The organism is Pseudonocardia sp. DSM 110487 (genome assembly GCF_019468565.1).
GTDB lineage: Bacteria > Actinomycetota > Actinomycetes > Mycobacteriales > Pseudonocardiaceae > Pseudonocardia.
The window spans coordinates 7,401,043-7,415,701 of the sequence record NZ_CP080521.1 but is presented as its reverse complement, the minus strand read 5'-3'; the positions used below and the strand labels follow the sequence as shown (position 1 = coordinate 7,415,701).

16 protein-coding genes are annotated in these 14,659 nt (G+C 71.0%); 14 read left to right on the top strand and 2 right to left on the bottom strand.

All coding sequences use genetic code 11. The annotated features are described in order from the left end of the window. Positions 1–20: 20 nt before the first annotated feature. From K1T35_RS34700 to K1T35_RS34670, 6 genes are all read left to right on the top strand, one after another. On the top strand, positions 21–704 hold the full coding sequence (locus tag K1T35_RS34700) for a response regulator transcription factor (protein ID WP_304940832.1): 684 nt from the start codon (positions 21–23) through the stop codon (positions 702–704). Further along, positions 701–2,158 (top strand): HAMP domain-containing sensor histidine kinase, encoded by a 1,458-nt coding sequence (locus tag K1T35_RS34695; RefSeq protein ID WP_220255971.1) that lies wholly within the window; start codon positions 701–703, stop codon positions 2,156–2,158. The genes K1T35_RS34700 and K1T35_RS34695 overlap by 4 nt, the downstream gene beginning before the upstream one ends. Before the next feature lie 158 nt (positions 2,159–2,316). After that, complete coding sequence (locus tag K1T35_RS34685; RefSeq protein WP_220255970.1) at positions 2,317–2,541, top strand: hypothetical protein; 225 nt, start codon at positions 2,317–2,319, stop codon at positions 2,539–2,541. An 85-nt stretch (positions 2,542–2,626) separates the two neighbouring features. Continuing rightward, entirely contained in the window at positions 2,627–3,871 is a 1,245-nt protein-coding gene (locus K1T35_RS34680; protein ID WP_220255969.1) for a hypothetical protein, read from the top strand. A 109-nt stretch (positions 3,872–3,980) separates the two neighbouring features. After that, entirely contained in the window at positions 3,981–4,949 is a 969-nt protein-coding gene (locus K1T35_RS34675; RefSeq protein WP_220255968.1) for a TQO small subunit DoxD, read from the top strand. Then, the gene (locus tag K1T35_RS34670; RefSeq protein WP_255621055.1) at positions 4,838–5,368 is read left to right on the top strand and encodes a zinc-binding dehydrogenase; all 531 of its coding nucleotides are present in this window, start codon (positions 4,838–4,840) and stop codon (positions 5,366–5,368) included. Before K1T35_RS34675 ends, K1T35_RS34670 begins: the two co-directional genes overlap by 112 nt. Before the next feature lie 10 nt (positions 5,369–5,378). Here K1T35_RS34670 and K1T35_RS34665 read toward each other — a convergent pair whose 3' ends face one another. Continuing rightward, positions 5,379–5,987 (bottom strand): NAD(P)-dependent oxidoreductase, encoded by a 609-nt coding sequence (locus tag K1T35_RS34665; RefSeq protein ID WP_220255966.1) that lies wholly within the window; start codon positions 5,985–5,987, stop codon positions 5,379–5,381. Positions 5,988–6,060: 73 nt separating this feature from the next. After that, a complete protein-coding gene (locus tag K1T35_RS34660; protein ID WP_220255965.1) occupies positions 6,061–6,996 on the bottom strand; it encodes a LysR family transcriptional regulator in 936 nt (311 codons plus the stop codon). A 195-nt stretch (positions 6,997–7,191) separates the two neighbouring features. Between K1T35_RS34660 and K1T35_RS34655 the strand changes: the two genes are divergently transcribed. From K1T35_RS34655 to K1T35_RS34620, 8 genes are all read left to right on the top strand, one after another. After that, on the top strand, positions 7,192–7,974 hold the full coding sequence (locus tag K1T35_RS34655; RefSeq protein ID WP_220255964.1) for an MOSC domain-containing protein: 783 nt from the start codon (positions 7,192–7,194) through the stop codon (positions 7,972–7,974). A 112-nt stretch (positions 7,975–8,086) separates the two neighbouring features. Then, complete coding sequence (locus K1T35_RS34650) at positions 8,087–8,914, top strand: PDR/VanB family oxidoreductase (RefSeq protein WP_220255963.1); 828 nt, start codon at positions 8,087–8,089, stop codon at positions 8,912–8,914. Next, complete coding sequence (locus K1T35_RS34645) at positions 8,911–9,831, top strand: acetamidase/formamidase family protein (RefSeq protein WP_220255962.1); 921 nt, start codon at positions 8,911–8,913, stop codon at positions 9,829–9,831. The genes K1T35_RS34650 and K1T35_RS34645 overlap by 4 nt, the downstream gene beginning before the upstream one ends. A gap of 290 nt (positions 9,832–10,121) precedes the next feature. Beyond that, the gene (locus K1T35_RS34640; protein ID WP_220255961.1) at positions 10,122–10,745 is read left to right on the top strand and encodes a DedA family protein; all 624 of its coding nucleotides are present in this window, start codon (positions 10,122–10,124) and stop codon (positions 10,743–10,745) included. A gap of 77 nt (positions 10,746–10,822) precedes the next feature. Then, positions 10,823–11,944, top strand: a complete 1,122-nt coding sequence (locus K1T35_RS34635; RefSeq protein WP_220255960.1) for an FAD-dependent monooxygenase — start codon at positions 10,823–10,825, stop codon at positions 11,942–11,944. Further along, positions 11,941–13,725: a CocE/NonD family hydrolase gene (locus tag K1T35_RS34630; protein ID WP_220255959.1), complete on the top strand. Its 1,785-nt coding sequence runs from the start codon at positions 11,941–11,943 to the stop codon at positions 13,723–13,725. The genes K1T35_RS34635 and K1T35_RS34630 overlap by 4 nt, the downstream gene beginning before the upstream one ends. Next, positions 13,722–14,207 carry a nuclear transport factor 2 family protein gene (locus tag K1T35_RS34625; RefSeq protein ID WP_220255958.1) on the top strand — a complete coding sequence of 162 codons (486 nt, stop codon included), beginning with the start codon at positions 13,722–13,724 and terminating at the stop codon, positions 14,205–14,207. The genes K1T35_RS34630 and K1T35_RS34625 overlap by 4 nt, the downstream gene beginning before the upstream one ends. 23 nt (positions 14,208–14,230) lie before the next feature. Continuing rightward, positions 14,231–14,545, top strand: coding sequence for an NIPSNAP family protein (locus K1T35_RS34620; protein ID WP_220255957.1), 315 nt, complete (start codon positions 14,231–14,233; stop codon positions 14,543–14,545). Positions 14,546–14,659: the final 114 nt, after the last annotated feature.

Sequence of the window (14,659 nt, the reverse complement as noted above, 5' to 3'; positions counted from 1 at the left end):
GATCGGAGGGGCGGGCCGGCGTGCGGATCATGATCGCGGATGACGAGACGGCCATCCGTGAGTCGCTGGAGCGGGTGCTCCAGGTCGAGGGTTACGACACCAGCACCGTCGCCAACGGTCTCGCCGTGCTCGACGGGGTCGGGGGCGACGCGCCGGATCTGCTGATCCTCGACGTGATGATGCCCCGCCTCGGTGGGTTGGAGACTTGCCGGCGGTTGCGGGCGGCGGGTCGGGATCTGCCGGTGCTGATGCTGACCGCCCGGGATCAGGTCTCCGACCGGGTCGCGGGGCTGGACGCGGGCGCCGACGACTACTTGCCCAAGCCGTTCGCCACCGAGGAGTTGCTGGCCCGGGTGCGGGCCCTGCTGCGCCGGCGCACGCCGGGCGACGACGAGTCGCAGATCCTCTCGTTCGCCGACGTCCGGGTCGATCCCGACAGGTTCGAGGCGTGGCGGGGCGGGCGGCCACTGCACCTGACCCGGACCGAGTTCTCCCTGCTGCAGGTCCTGATGCGCGACGCGACCCGGGTGCTGACCCGCGACGTGCTGTTCGAGGCGATCTGGGGCTTCGACATGAGTACCACCTCCAACAACCTCCAGGTGTACGTGAGCTACCTGCGCCGCAAGATGGAGGCCGAGGGGGAGCCGCGATTGATCTACACGCTGCGCGGCCTGGGGTACACGTTGCGGGAGCCTCCTCCGTGAGCTGGGGCGCCGCCGGCTGGGGCTTGCGACGGCTGGCCCGATGGTGGCGCAGGCGGTCCCTGCGGACCAGGCTGACGGTCATCGCGGCGACGGCCATCGCGGTCAGCGTGTTCGTGGCCTTGCAGGTGGCCATCGAGCTGCTGGACTCGGAGCTGCAGGACACCGTCGAGGATCAGCTGCGCGCCGACTCCCGCGTCCTGGCGACGAGCGCGGAGCGCGCCGGTCTGGCGCAGGTCCAGCTACCGCCGTATCCCGGAGCCGGTCGGCTGGTGCGGATCATCCTGCCCAACGGCTCGACCCGGACACCGGCCGGCCAACCCGCGCTGCCCCCGGTCGGCGAGCACGCCGGGCGCGTGGCACAGGGCGCGTCGGCCGACCTGGTGGAGTCGAACGACAGCGACGAGGACGGCTACCTCATCTACACGCTGCGGGCGGGCGACGGCGCGGTCCAGGTGGCCGCCCGCGTCGCCGACGACAGCCCGATCAACCGGTTCGGGTTGGGCATGCTGCTGATCGGGCTGCTCTGCGTGGTCGGCGGCGCCCTTGTCGGGTGGACCGTGGCGCGGACCGGGCTGGCACCGATCGACCGGCTGACCGCCGCCGCGGTCCGTGTCGCGCACACCCGGGATCTCGACGCCGACATCCCGGATGAGGGCGGTGGCGAGATCCGGCGGCTGATCCGGTCGATCAACGACATGCTCGCCGCGCTCCGGGACTCCCGTCAGGCCCAGCGGCTGCTCGCCGAGGACGCCGCCCACGAGCTCAAGACCCCGCTCACCAGCCTGCGCCTCAACGTCGAACTGCTGATCCGGCTCGATCGGCGCGGCACCCTGGACAGCGCACTGCCGGCGGAGAGCCGAACCCGGCTGCTCAACGACCTCGGCGCCCAGGTGGCCGAGTTGAGCGCCCTTGCCGCCGAGCTGACCGACCTGGCGCGCGGTGACGTCAACGACGAGAGCACCGAGCTGCTCGACCTCGCCGACGTCGTGGTGGCCGCCGCGACCCGCGCGCGTTCCCGCGTGCCCGACATCGAGATCGCGCTCGACCTCACCTCCGTGTGGGTGAGCGGGCGTCCCGCTGCGCTCCAGCGGGCGGTGCTCAACCTCATCGACAACGCCGGCAAGTGGTCCCCCGCGGACCGGTCGGTCCAGGTCCGGCTCCGTGCCGAGGGCGCGTCGGCGGTGCTCGAGGTCGACGACGCCGGGCCGGGCATCGACGCCGCCGACGTGCCGCGGGTGTTCGACCGGTTCTACCGTGCCGACAGCGCCCGGGCGTTGCCGGGATCCGGTCTGGGGCTGTCGATCGTGCAGCGGGTCGTCGACGCCCACGGCGGCCGGGTCACCGTCGCCCGGTCCGCACGCGGTGGCGCGCTGCTTCGGGTCGACCTTCCGGCTGCGGCCCCGCCCACCCCGATCGTGCGGCTCACCGCCGGGGAGGACACCGCAGTGCGCTGACCCGCGTCGGCCGCACGCGCAGGACCAGGGGGCGGGGGCCGTCGGGCCCATGAAAGATCCGATGAGCAGGGTGAGGGCGGGCACCAGGACCGACCGCACCAGCAGGGCGTCGAGCAGCACGCCGAAGGCGACCAGGAACCCGACCTCGATCAGCACCAGTGTCCGGCTCTCCCGGACTCGTCGACCGCGCGGAGGTCCGCGACGCCGCGGCCGCGTGGACCGGACGGGTCAACTCCGTCACCGCCCGCATGGACCGGGTGGACGCCGACGCCTTGCTGATCCGGCCCGACGGCCGTGTCGCCTGGGCATTGCCTACCGGGCAGGACCTCGACGCCACCACGCTGGTGCGTGCGCCGGGCACCTGGTTCGGCCAACCGGCCTGAGCGGCCGTTTAACGGTCGTCTCAGATTCGCTCGGTATGAATTCGGCGTCAGATAAACGAGGTAACCCGTATGTAGGAGGCTAGAAATGGCAGTCAACGCAGCGCCGTCAGGAAAAGCGCCGCCCGGGCGGTTGAGGTTCGGGGCGGCCACCGTGGCGCTGGCGACGGCATTCGCTGTCGTCGCCTGCGGGTCGGACGCCGACAACAGTGCGGCGCCCGCTGCGGCCGGCCCGCACAGCGCGCACGCGGGCGAGTCGTCGGCTCCACCGCAGCCGCTGCGCGCCGGCGAGCGGTTCGTCGACCTGAAGTTGCCCGAGGCCTACACGCCCGCGCCGCCGGAGGGCGCCGTGGACGAGTACCGGTGCCAGGTGCTCGATCCGGGCCTGACCGAGGAGGCGTTCCTGACCGGGACCCAGGTCATGCCGGAGAACGTCGCCATCGCGCACCACGGCATCGTGTACGCGGTGCCGCCGGGCGGCGCTGCCGCGGTGCGCGAGCAGGACGCGAAGACTCCCGGCCCCGGCTGGCAGTGTTTCGGCGGGACCGGCGTGAAGGGCGCCGACGTGGAGGACGACGACGAGGGCGCCGACCCGGGCGCGGCGTGGGTGGACACCTGGGCGCCGGGCGCCACGGAGACGCTGCTCGACCAGGACGCCGGCTTCAAGCTGGAGCCGGGCAGCCTGATCATCTTCCAGATGCACTACAACCTGCTCGCGACCGACGGCAAGCCGGCCGGGTCGGACCGCTCGGCGGTGCGGCTGCGGCTGACGGACGGCACGCCGCAGACCCGGGAACTCGAGACGTGGTCGCTCGACGCGCCGACCGACCTGCCCTGCGCCGCCGACGAGTCGGGTCCGCTCTGTGACCGGGCGGCCTCGATCGCCGACGTGACGAAGCGGTTCGGGTCGGAGGTCGGCGAATTCGCGGGCGAGCAGGTGGAGGAGTGCAACGAGGGCGGCGTGCCGAAGCCCGGTGACACCCAGTCCTGCGACCACGAGGTGGAGGAGCCGGTGACGGTGTTCGCCGGTTTCGGTCACATGCACATGCTCGGGCGGTCCATGAAGGTCGAACTCAACCCGGGCACGCCGAAGGCCGAGGTCCTGCTGGACGTGCCGCAGTTCGACTTCGACAACCAGCGGATGGTGAAGCTGCCGTCGCCGGTGGAGGTCGGTCCGGGGGACACGCTGCGGGTGACGTGTACGCACGACGTGGGGCTGCGCAAACAGCTGCCGCAGCTGAAGAAGCTGCCGCCGCGCTACGTCGTGTGGGGCGACGGTACCGGCGACGAGATGTGCATCGGCATCATGACGGTCTCCCCCCGCAAGTCCTGACGAAAGCGTCGAACGTGTGTGGGCTCACTGTGTGGGGTGACGGCACCAGCGACGAAATGTGCACCCGGGATTCTCATCACCACACCTGCGACATGAAAGGCGACTTCTCTTGTCCCCCACGCCTTCCCCCGGTGAAACAACGCCACGGGCCGATGCGCCACTACGGGCAACGATCTGGGCACTCCTGCCGCTACGCGTCTTCCTCGGCGGCACATTCCTCTACGCAGGCCTCTCCAAAATCCTCGACACCCACTACCTGGACCACACCTCACCCCTCGGCGTCCACGCTCAGATGCTGCACGCCGCGACAACCTCGCCGGTCGGCCCGCTGGTGTCATTCGCGGCCGAACACCCGACCGTCACCGGCCTGGTTATCGCCTTCGGCGAGGTCGCTGTCGGGCTGGGTACTCTGCTCGGGCTGTTCACCCGTATCGCCGCACTCGGCGGGTTTCTCCTCGCGCTGAGCTTCTTCCTCACCGTCAGCTGGACGACCCGCCCGTACTACTTCGGCGCCGACATCGTCTTCGCAGCCGCCTGGACCCCGCTGCTGATTGCCGGCGACGCAGGCCTGTTCTCCTCGACGGCCCGCCTGCGCGCCGCGATACGTCGTCGTCGCCAGCCGAACCCCACCCCACAGCACGGGAACGATGTCGAACGACGCAGCTTGCTCTGGGGCGGCCTGATCGCCGCGACGACCGCTGCCCTCGGCGGTGCCGTCGTCGCTCTCACCCGGCGCACCACCACCAACCCGGAACCAAGCCAGCCGACAGGCCCAGGAACGGACTCCCCGACAGTGATCGCTGCGGTCGCTGCCGTCGCCGTCGGTTCGTCGACAAGCTTCACCACACCGAACGGTTCCGCCGCATACCTGTTGCGCCCCTCGACCGCCACTTTCCTGGCGTTCCTCGCCGCCTGCACACACCAGGGCTGCCCCATCACGCCCGCAACCCCCGGCTTCCGCTGCCCGTGCCACGGCTCCACTTTCGACGGCAAGGGCCAGGTCACCGGCGGGCCGGCAACGAAACCCCTGATCAACGTGCCAGTGCAAGTCGTCGACGGGCAGGTCACCACCGCATAACCGCGAGCGCCGACAAGCTCGAGCGGGCGAAGGTGGTCGGCGCCACGCAAGGCGTGGACCGGCGCGGCGAGGACTGGGTCGAGACCGTCCTGGAACTCACCGACGAGCGCGGCGCCGACCACGTCCTGGAGATCGTCGGCGGGCCACACCTCGGCCGGGCGGCGGCGGTGGGTGGCCGCGTCTCGCAGATCGGGGCCCTCGAGGGCTTCGAGATCACCACCCCGGTCATGCCACTGATGCTGAAGGACATCCAGGGGATCGGCACCGGCCAGCGCCGTGCCCTGGAGGACCTGGTACGCGCGGTCGACCGCACCGGGCTCACCCCGGTGATCGACTCCTGGCACCCCTTCTCCGAGCTGCCCGCGGCGCTGGACCGCCTCGACAGCGGCCCATTCGGCAAGGTGGTCGTCGAGCTGTAGACCGACTGGGCTAGCCGGTGAGCGGCAGGGCCACAGCGCCGGCGAAGCGCGGCGCCTCGGCCTCGTCGAGCATGGCCGCGGCGACGGTCTCCCGGCCGACCTTCGCGCCGAGGTCGAACGGCGGCGCGGCCTCCAGGCCGACGGTGCGCCGGTCGGCGCTCTCGGGTCCGTCGTCGAGCACCCCGGCGTGGAACACCGTGCCCCCGGCCTCGAGGACGGCGTTGTCCGCCTCCACCTTGTCCGCGAGCCGGTCGCCCAGCAGATTCCCGAGGATCCCGGCCGCCTTTCCCGCCACGGCGGCGGATCTGCCCGTTCCGTAGGTGCCCAACCAGATGATGCGCTGCGGTCCGGCTGCGACGAGCGCCTTCGCGCCGGCGAGCAGAACCCCCGCCCGGTCCGTGCCGAGCGCGGAAAGGACGACGGAATCGGCAGCGACGACCGCACCGATACTCGCCGGATCGTTCACGTCACCCGCCCGCTTGTACAAGCCCGGAGATTCGGCGAGGGCGATGCGTTCGGGATCGCGCGCAATGGCGGTGACGGTGTGCCCACGCTGCAGCGCCTGTCGGATGATGGCGAGGCCGGTGCGGCCGGATGCGGCGAGGACGGTCAGGTTCATGCGGAAACGCTAGAGGGGCCGTCGAGGGCCATCAAGTGCAAGATCGGTAATGCATTGTTCCGGAATGCGCAATTCACTCGTCCTGGACCGGGCCCGCCTGCCCGCCGCCGGCTGCTGCGGCCATGATGTGACGGGTGCGCTCGCGGAGCAGCCGGTGCGTGCGGTCGTGGTGGTTGCGTGGATGCCAGGCCATGCTGACGGTCAAGGGTGGCAGTTCCAATGGGATCGGGAAGGTGCGCAGCCCGAGCGTGTCCAGCATCGACCGTCCCAGCGCGGCCGGGGCGACGCACACGACATCGGACTCGCGGGCCAGGAACAGCGCGGTGGCGAAGCCGGGTACGACGCCGATCACGCGCCGGTGCAGACCCCGGTCGGCGAGCTGGTCGTCGATCGGGCCGTGGGCCCTGCCGCGGCGGGACACGACGACGTGGTCGGCCGCGGCGAACTGCTCCGGCGTGACGGTTGTCGTCCCTGCGAGCGGGTGATGCGGCCGCACCGCGGCGATCAGCGTCTCGGTGGCGAGCGCCTCCGAGTGGATCTCCGGATCGCCGGGGCGGATGATCCCGATCTCCAGATCGACCAGTCCTTCACGCATGGCGGGGGTGTCCTCGAGGCTCTCCGGCCGCAGCCGCAGCGAGATGCCGGGGGCCTGGACCCGCAGGTCGTCGATCAGCGTCGGGATGAACGTCGTGGACAGCATGTCGGTGACCTGCAGGTCGAACGTGCGCACGATGGTCTGTGGATCGGCGGAGTTCGACGGCGCGAACAGGGCCCGGGCACGCGTGGCGACCGCGTGCACCTCCCCGCGCAGTTCCAGGGCCCGGGGCGTGGGCACGAGATCGCGTCCGGCGCGCACGAGGAGCGGGTCGTCGAAGGCGCGCCGCAACCGGCCCAGGGCGCGGCTCATCGCGGGCGCCGAGGTGTGCAGGCGCGCGGCGGCCTTCGTGACGCTGTTCTCGGCGAGCAGCGCGTCCAGCGCATCGATCAGGTTCAGGTCGACGTGGTCCACCTGCCGATTGTCACACGTGGAAGGGCAGATCTCCGAAATTGCGGCGACTGTAAACGAGACGGATCCTCGACCGCGCGCGGATTTCGGAGAAGGAAATCGTACGTTGCCGAGAACGCACTGGTCGTCCTCTCGGAATGCTCCTAGGCTCCTCGGCCCTGGAGGCGATCGTCAGCAGGATCGGCGAGAGGAGGGTGGATGGTGAAGGGACGGGGCTCGGTGGAAGGGCTCTTCGTCCACCCGGTGAAAGGGCTCAGTGCGCAGCCGCTGGACCGTGTCGAGCTCCGGCCGCGAACGGGAATTCCGAACGACCGGGTGTTCGCGTTCGCCCGTCCGGACGGCAGCTATCGGCCCGGAATGCGCACCGGACTGCCCAAGCAGGAGTTCTTCGCCCTGGTCTCGGACCACCGCCTCGCCGGACTCGACACGCACCTCGACACGGAGACCGAGATCCTCACCGCACGGGTCGCGGGGCACGACGTGCTGCAGGCCGACCTGAGCACCGAGGAGGGCCGCGACGACGCGGTGCGGTTCTTCACCCGCGTTCTCGACCTGCCGCCGGGCGTCACGTCGGTGCTCGCGCGGGAAGCGGGCCGGCGCTTCACCGACGCGGCCGCGGCCGGGGACGGCCCGATGAACTGGGTCTCGTTGGTCAACCTGGCCTCGGTCCGTGACCTGGAATCGCGCACCGGGACCGTGGTCGATCCGACGCGGTTCCGGGCCAACGTCCTCGTGGACGGCCTGCCGGCGTGGTTCGAGTTGGACGCGATCGGGCAGGAGTTCGATCTGGGTGGTGTGCGCGCGCGGGCCGTGCGCCGCACCAGGCGCTGTGCCGCAACCGAGGTCGATCCCGGATCCGGCCGCCGCGACCTCCCGGTGGTGTCCATGATCGACAGGACGTACGGGCACCAGTTCATGGGAATCTACCTGGAAGTCCTCACCGCCGGCGTTCTGGAGAAGGGCAGCGAGGTCGTTGTCTGAGCTGCGTCTGCGAGTCAGCCGGACAACGGACCTCACGCCCACCGTCCGCCGTGTCGTCCTTCAGGACCCCCGGGGGTTCGCGCTGCCGGCGTACGACCCTGGAGCGCACATCGTGGTGACCACCCCGGCCGGTCACAAGCGCAGCTACAGCCTCGTCGATCCCGGCGGTGCCCAGCCACGGGAGTACGTCGTGTGCGTGCGCCGCGACAGTCGCGGCCGGGGCGGTTCGGTGAGCATGCACGACGATGTGGCGGTGGGCACCGAACTCGTGGTCTCCGCGCCGGCCAACAGGTTCCCGCTCCGACCTTCGCCCCGGTACCTGTTCATCGCCGGGGGCATCGGCATCACGCCGCTCCGGGCGATGCTGCACCGGCTACGCGCCGGAGGTCGGACCGGTGTGCGGCTGCTGTACCTGACGCGGTCCGCCGAGGAGACTCCGTTCCTGGAGGAGTTCGACGGCCCGGAGGACACCGTGCACCACAGTGCCGACCGCGGCCCGCTCGACCTGTGGCCCCACCTCGCCGTTCCGGACGACGACGTGCGCATCTACTGCTGCGGGCCCGCCCCGCTCATGCGGGCCGTGCAGGCGCTGACGGCTCACTGGCGGATGAGCCGCATCCACCTGGAGGAGTTCGCCGCCCCGCTCGGCGGGATGTCCTCGCCGTTCACCGCGGTCTGGGCGCCCGACGGGCGGCGGGTGGAGGTTCCCGCGCACCTGTCGCTGCTCGCCGCCCTGCGCCGCGCCGGCGTTCCCGTCGCGTCGTCCTGCGAGGCCGGCGTGTGCGGCACGTGCCGTCTCGCGGTCTTCGACGGCGAGGTCGAGCACCGCGACTTCGTGCTGACCGAGGGGGAGCGGGCCTCGAACGTGGTGGCGTGTGTGTCGCGGGCCAGGTCCGCCGAGATCGTCGTGGGGCCCTGCGACGACGAGGGGCCGGCGTGACCGTCCACGAGCTGCACCCCGAGCCCGGATCCACGACGGACGTGTTCGACCGCAGCGCGCCGCCCGTCCTGACCGTGCACCCGGGCGACACCGTCGTCGCACGATCACTCGATGCGGCCGGGTTCCTGGAGCGGCAACGCACGCCGGGGGAGGAGCGGCCGAGGATGTTCGACGGGCGGCGCGGCCACTGCCTCACCGGTCCCATCGCCGTGCGCGGCGCGGAACCGGGGGACGTGCTCGCGGTCCACATCGTGTCGGCCGACCCGGGTGACTGGGGATGGACCACCGCGGGCGCCAAGGACAACGCGCTCAACCGCGCGCTCGGGCTCACCGGTGCGCCCACCTGGCTGCTCTGGGAGATCGACGCCGACGTCGGGACCGCCACCAACGACCGCGGCCACACGGTTCGGACCTCGCCGTTCCTCGGCGTGATTGGGATGCCGCCGGACGAGCGAGGTCAGCACTCGACGATCACGCCGCGAGCCGCGGGTGGGGGGAACATCGACTGCCGTGACCTGACGGCCGGCGCGACCTTGTTCCTGCCGGTCACCGTGCCCGGGGCGCTGGTGCACCTCGGCGACGGCCACGCTGCGCAAGGCGACGGCGAGGTGTGCGGCACCGCCATCGAATGTCCAATGACGACGGAGGTGACGCTCGACGTCGTCACCCGCGCTCCGGTCCGCGGCGTCCACGCCGTGACTCCCCGCGGGCGCATCACGTTCGGGTTCGACCCGGACCTCAACGCGGCGATGGTGGAAGCGCTCACCGCGATGGTCACGTGGATGCAGTGCCTCTACGACGTCGACAGGGGCACGGCCACGGCACTCGCCAGTTCGGTCGTGGACCTGCGCGTCACGCAGGTCGCGAACGAGACCTGGGGCGTACACGCCGTGCTGGCGCACGGGGCTGTGACCTGAGATCCCGATTATCAGACGTGGAACGACACCGTACCGACCGTGCACTGGTGCTAATCGGCCGCGAGTCCTACCTTCGGCGGTAGGCACGAGGAGGACGCGGTAGAACCGCGAACGGATCAGCGGCAGTTGCGGATCCCTTTCGGGAAACACGAGCATCGCGACGACATCGGCGTCCCGTCCGGCGACACATTCCGTTGCGTCCCCTGATCAACGCCGTCCTGAATCGTCCTGCTTCGAAAAGGATTCCCTGTGAAGATCTCCCCGCACGTCCCGACGACGGGCGATGAATCGTGATCGACTGGCTCGGACTCGCCGAATCTCTCATCGCCTCACCATGGCTGTACGCGGTGCTCATCGCGGTGTCGTTCCTCGACTCGTTCCTGCCGCTGATCCCGAGCGAACCCGTGGTGATCGTCGCGGGCGTCTACGCAGGCACCGGGCAGACGAACATCGGGCTCGTCATCGCCGCCACGACGCTCGGCGCATTCCTCGGCGATCTCCTCCCGTACGCCGTGGGACGGCTGCTCGGGGCGCGAGTACTCAAGCGGATGCCACCGGGCTCCAAGCGCCGCAAGGCGCACGACTGGTTCACCCGCGAGCTCGACGCCCGCGGCGGTTTCATCCTCGTGACCACGCGGTTCATCCCGGTCGGGCGCTACCTGGCCACGTTGTCCACCGGGCTCGTCGGCTACCCGCTGCCCAAGTACATGATGTTCGTCGCGGTCGCCACCTCCAGCTGGAGCGCCTACACCGCGCTCACCGGCTACCTCGGCGGCGTCGTGTTCCAGGACAACACGCTGCTCGGGATCGGCGTCGGTGTCGGTCTCGCGTTCGTGGTGACCGCCGTCATCGAAGCCGTGCGCCACATCCGCCGTCGCAGGAACGTCGCCGGGCGCCACGCCGCCGTCGACTGACGTCTCCGACGCGCGTCGAAATTCGATCGTCAAATCTGGATCGAGGACGTTCGGTCCAGGACCGAAAGGGAACTGTCATGCGAGCTGTGGTGATCGGTGCCGGAATCGTCGGCCTGACCAGTGGGATCGCGCTGCGCCGCTCCGGGATCGATGTCGTGGTGTACGAGCACGCTCCGGAGATCCGCGCCGCAGGCGCCGGGCTGGGGCTCTGGGCCAACGCGCTGGCGGTGTTCGACGAGCTCGGCATCGGCGAACAGGTGCGCGCCATCGGCAAACCCAGCGAGATGTACTTCCACGACCCGGCCGGGCGGCTGCTCGAGACCCCGGAGTTCGGTGCGGAGGACCACCAGTACCTGCTGGTGCACCGGGCGAAACTGACGGATCTGCTCGCCGACGCGGTGGGACGGGACAACATCCGCCTGGCCACCGGCTTCCAGGCCTACCACGAGCACGACGACCACGTCACGGTGCGGTTCACCGATGGCACCAGCGAGGACGCCGACGTGCTCGTCGGGGCGGACGGCGCGTACTCGACGGTGCGCGCGCAACTCGTGCCGGGATTCCCGGCACAGGAGCATCGCGGCCACCACGTCTGGCGCGCCGTCATCCCGACCACGGGCTTTACGGTGCCCGATGACCGGCTGATCCTGGGCCACCACCGCTGCCGGGGCGGGTACGTCCGCACCTACGACGGGCACGTCTACTGGCTGCTCAACCAGTTCGACTCGCCCCCGCTGACCGGAACCCGCAAGGAGCAGGCCCTGGAACGGGTCGTCCACCTCCAGGAGGACGGCCAGAACTCACTCCTGGCCGAGCTGATCGCCGCGACGCCCGAGGAACAGATCCTGCAGAACCAGATCATGCTCGTGCCACCGCTGCCGCACTGGGTCTCCGCGCGGGTCGCACTGGCCGGGGATGCGGCCCACGCGATGTCGCCGCACATCACGGCGGGCGCGACGCTGGGCATCGAGGACGCCGCCCTGCTCGGCGGCCTGCTGACGCCCGCCGGTGACGTACCCGCCGCGCTGGCCGCCTACCAGGCCACCCAGATCCCGCGGTACGCCCACGTCGCGCAGCTGTCCGCGGCGGTCGAGCACGCGCCCACCCCGCCGGAGTTCGCCCGACACTACGCCGCGTTCAGCCACTGGATGATCAGCCGGCAGACGCAGCACCCCGAGCAGCACGCGGTGCGGGCATGACGTTCGTCGTGGAGGTGGACGTACCGGTGCCGATGCGCGACGGGGTCGCGCTCGCCACCAACTTGTGGCGACTCGAGGGCCCGGGACCGTTCCCCGTGCTGCTGGTCCGCACCCCGTACGGCAAGGATGACGCCGGCACGTTCGGCAACCCGAAGCTGCCGGACGTGTTCGCGCTCGTGGAGGCCGGTTACGCGGTGGTGGCGCAGGACGTCCGCGGGACCTCCCGCTCACCCGGGACGTTCGTCCCCCACGTTCATGAGGGCAGCGACGGTTTCGACACCCTCCAGTGGCTGGCCGGGCAGCCGTGGTGCGACGGCGCGGTCGGCATGTGGGGCGGGTCCTACATGGGGTTCACCCAGTGGCAGGCGGCCGTGCGCGGCGCACCGGCGCTGCGCGCGATCGCGCCCGTGATGAGCTCCGCCGACCCGTACCGGGCGCCGTGGTACTCCTCGGGCGGCGCGTTGTCGCAGGACGCCGTCCTGACCTGGGGCACGCTCTCGGCCCTGCGCAACCTGGGCCGCGACCTCACCGACGGACGCGGTGACGAGTCCGACGCCCGTGTGCTCATGGCGGGCCTGGCCGATCCGCGGCTGCTGCACGAGCCGTTGCCGGTCGCGGAACGCGACGCGATGACCCGCAACCTGCCCTGGGTGGGGGAGGTGCTCGGCCATCCGGAGCGGGATGCGTTCTGGCGGCAGGCCGCCGCGATCGACCGCTGCGACCGCATCACCGTGCCGGCGTTGCACGTGGGCGGCTGGTACGACGTGTTCATCGGAGAGACCGTCCGGTCGTACACGACGATGTGCCGCCACGGGGGCAGCACGGAGGCCCGCGAGGGTCAGCGCCTGATCGTCGGACCCTGGTGCCACGCCGACGGCACCGACCTCGGCACCTTCCCCGACCGGTCGTTCGGGCTCGAGGGCAGCATCAAGGCCGCCGACGTCACCGCCGCGCACCTGCGGTTCTTCGACCGTTGGGTCCGCGGCAGGACGGATACGCCCGACGACCCGCATCCGGTCCGGATCTTCGTCATGGGCATCGACCAGTGGCGCGACGAGGCGGACTGGCCGCTCCCCGACACCCGGTACACCGACTTCTTCCTCGCCGGGGGCGGCCGCGCCAACACCGCGGCCGGCGACGGCATCCTGACGCGCGACGGCGCAGCCATGGAAGCGGTGGACACCTTCCTCTACGACCCACGCCGCCCGGTTCCGACCGTGGGTGGCACCGTGCTCGCGGCCGTGCCGGGCGTGTACCCCGGCCCCGCCGACCAGGCGGCGGTCGAGGCCCGCGAGGACGTGCTGTGCTTCACCACCGCCGTGCTCGAGCGGCCCGTCGAGGTCACCGGCCACGTCACCCTGGTGCTGCACGTCTCCTCCTCGGCACCGGACACCGACGTCACCGGCAAGCTCGTCGACGTGCGCCCGGACGGGAAGGCGATCCTGGTGTGCGAGGGCATCCAGCGCGCCCGCTACCGCAGGTCGCTCACCGAACCGGAGCCCCTGGAGCCCGGCACGATCTACGAGCTGACCATCGACCTGTGCGTCACGTCGAACGTCTTCCTGCCCGGGCACCGCATCCGGCTCGAGGTCTCCAGCAGCAACTTCCCCCGCTACGACCGCAACACCAACACCGGCGCGACGATCGCCAACGACGGCGATGACGACCTGGCGGTCGCGGTCAACCGGGTCCACCACGGACCGGCCCGTCCCAGCCGGCTGGTCCTGCCGCTGATCGAACGGCCGGCCACATCGACAACGGAAGCGGAGGTGCCGGCGTGAGCGCGCTGCAGGATCTGGTGGACCGGGCGGTCGTCGCCGACGTCGTCGCCGGTCTCGCCCACGCCCAGGACGACCGGGACTGGGCCGCTCTGCGGCGGCTGTTCGCCGACGAGGTGGTGCTGGACCTGTCGACCCACCACTTCGGCAGGCCGCCGACGACCATGGCGGCCGCCGACCTGGTCGAGCTGGCCCGGTCGACCCTGACGGGCTTCGACTGCACCCACCACGCCGCCTCGAACCTCGTCGTGCACCTGTCGGGCGACGAGGCCCGGTGCCGCACGCACGTGGTCGCCTACCACCACGTCCCCGCGGACCCCGGCGTCGTCGACCACTGCACGATGCGCGGCTACTGGCAGCTCGAGCTCCGCAAGCTCGGCGGACGCTGGCTGATCACCGGTTGGGCCGTGCTGCGCACCGGGCCGTGGGAAGGATCCCCGGACGTCTACGCGCTCGCTGCCGCGCGCAGCACCGCCCGGTCCTGACGGCTGCCGCGAAGGAGGCACCGATGTTCTACGAGATCCGTACGGAGCACGCCCGCGCCGGGCGCGGCACCGAACTGGCCCGCTACATGGACCAGATCGTCATCCCCTTGCACCAGGAGATGGGGATGCACGTGGTGGGGGCGTTCACCGTGATCGGCGACGAGGACGCGTTCGTCTGGATCCGACGCTTCGAGGACGCCGCCGACCGCGAACGCATCCTCGACGCCGTCCATCGACATCCTCGGTGTGCGGGGATGATCGACACCGTTTCCGCGCTGGTGGGCAGGATCGAGTCCACGGTCCGGTTGGAGCCGACCCCCGGGTCCGGACTCCAATGACGCGACGCCGCCGAGATCCGCGGCGATTCCCTACGGGACCACGAGCTCGCGTTCCGCGACGAGTGGGCGCACGCACCTCGCAAATCTCCAGGCGAACCGCGGACGCGGGGAAGG

Coding starts and splice junctions, on each gene's coding strand:
- K1T35_RS34680 (WP_220255969.1), top strand. CDS start 2,627: ATGGCAGTCAACGCAGCGCCGTCAGGAAAAGCGCCGCCCGGGCGGTTG.
- K1T35_RS34630 (WP_220255959.1), top strand. CDS start 11,941: ATGACGTTCGTCGTGGAGGTGGACGTACCGGTGCCGATGCGCGACGGG.
- K1T35_RS34635 (WP_220255960.1), top strand. CDS start 10,823: ATGCGAGCTGTGGTGATCGGTGCCGGAATCGTCGGCCTGACCAGTGGG.
- K1T35_RS34665 (WP_220255966.1), bottom strand. CDS start 5,987: ATGAACCTGACCGTCCTCGCCGCATCCGGCCGCACCGGCCTCGCCATC.
- K1T35_RS34655 (WP_220255964.1), top strand. CDS start 7,192: ATGGTGAAGGGACGGGGCTCGGTGGAAGGGCTCTTCGTCCACCCGGTG.
- K1T35_RS34620 (WP_220255957.1), top strand. CDS start 14,231: ATGTTCTACGAGATCCGTACGGAGCACGCCCGCGCCGGGCGCGGCACC.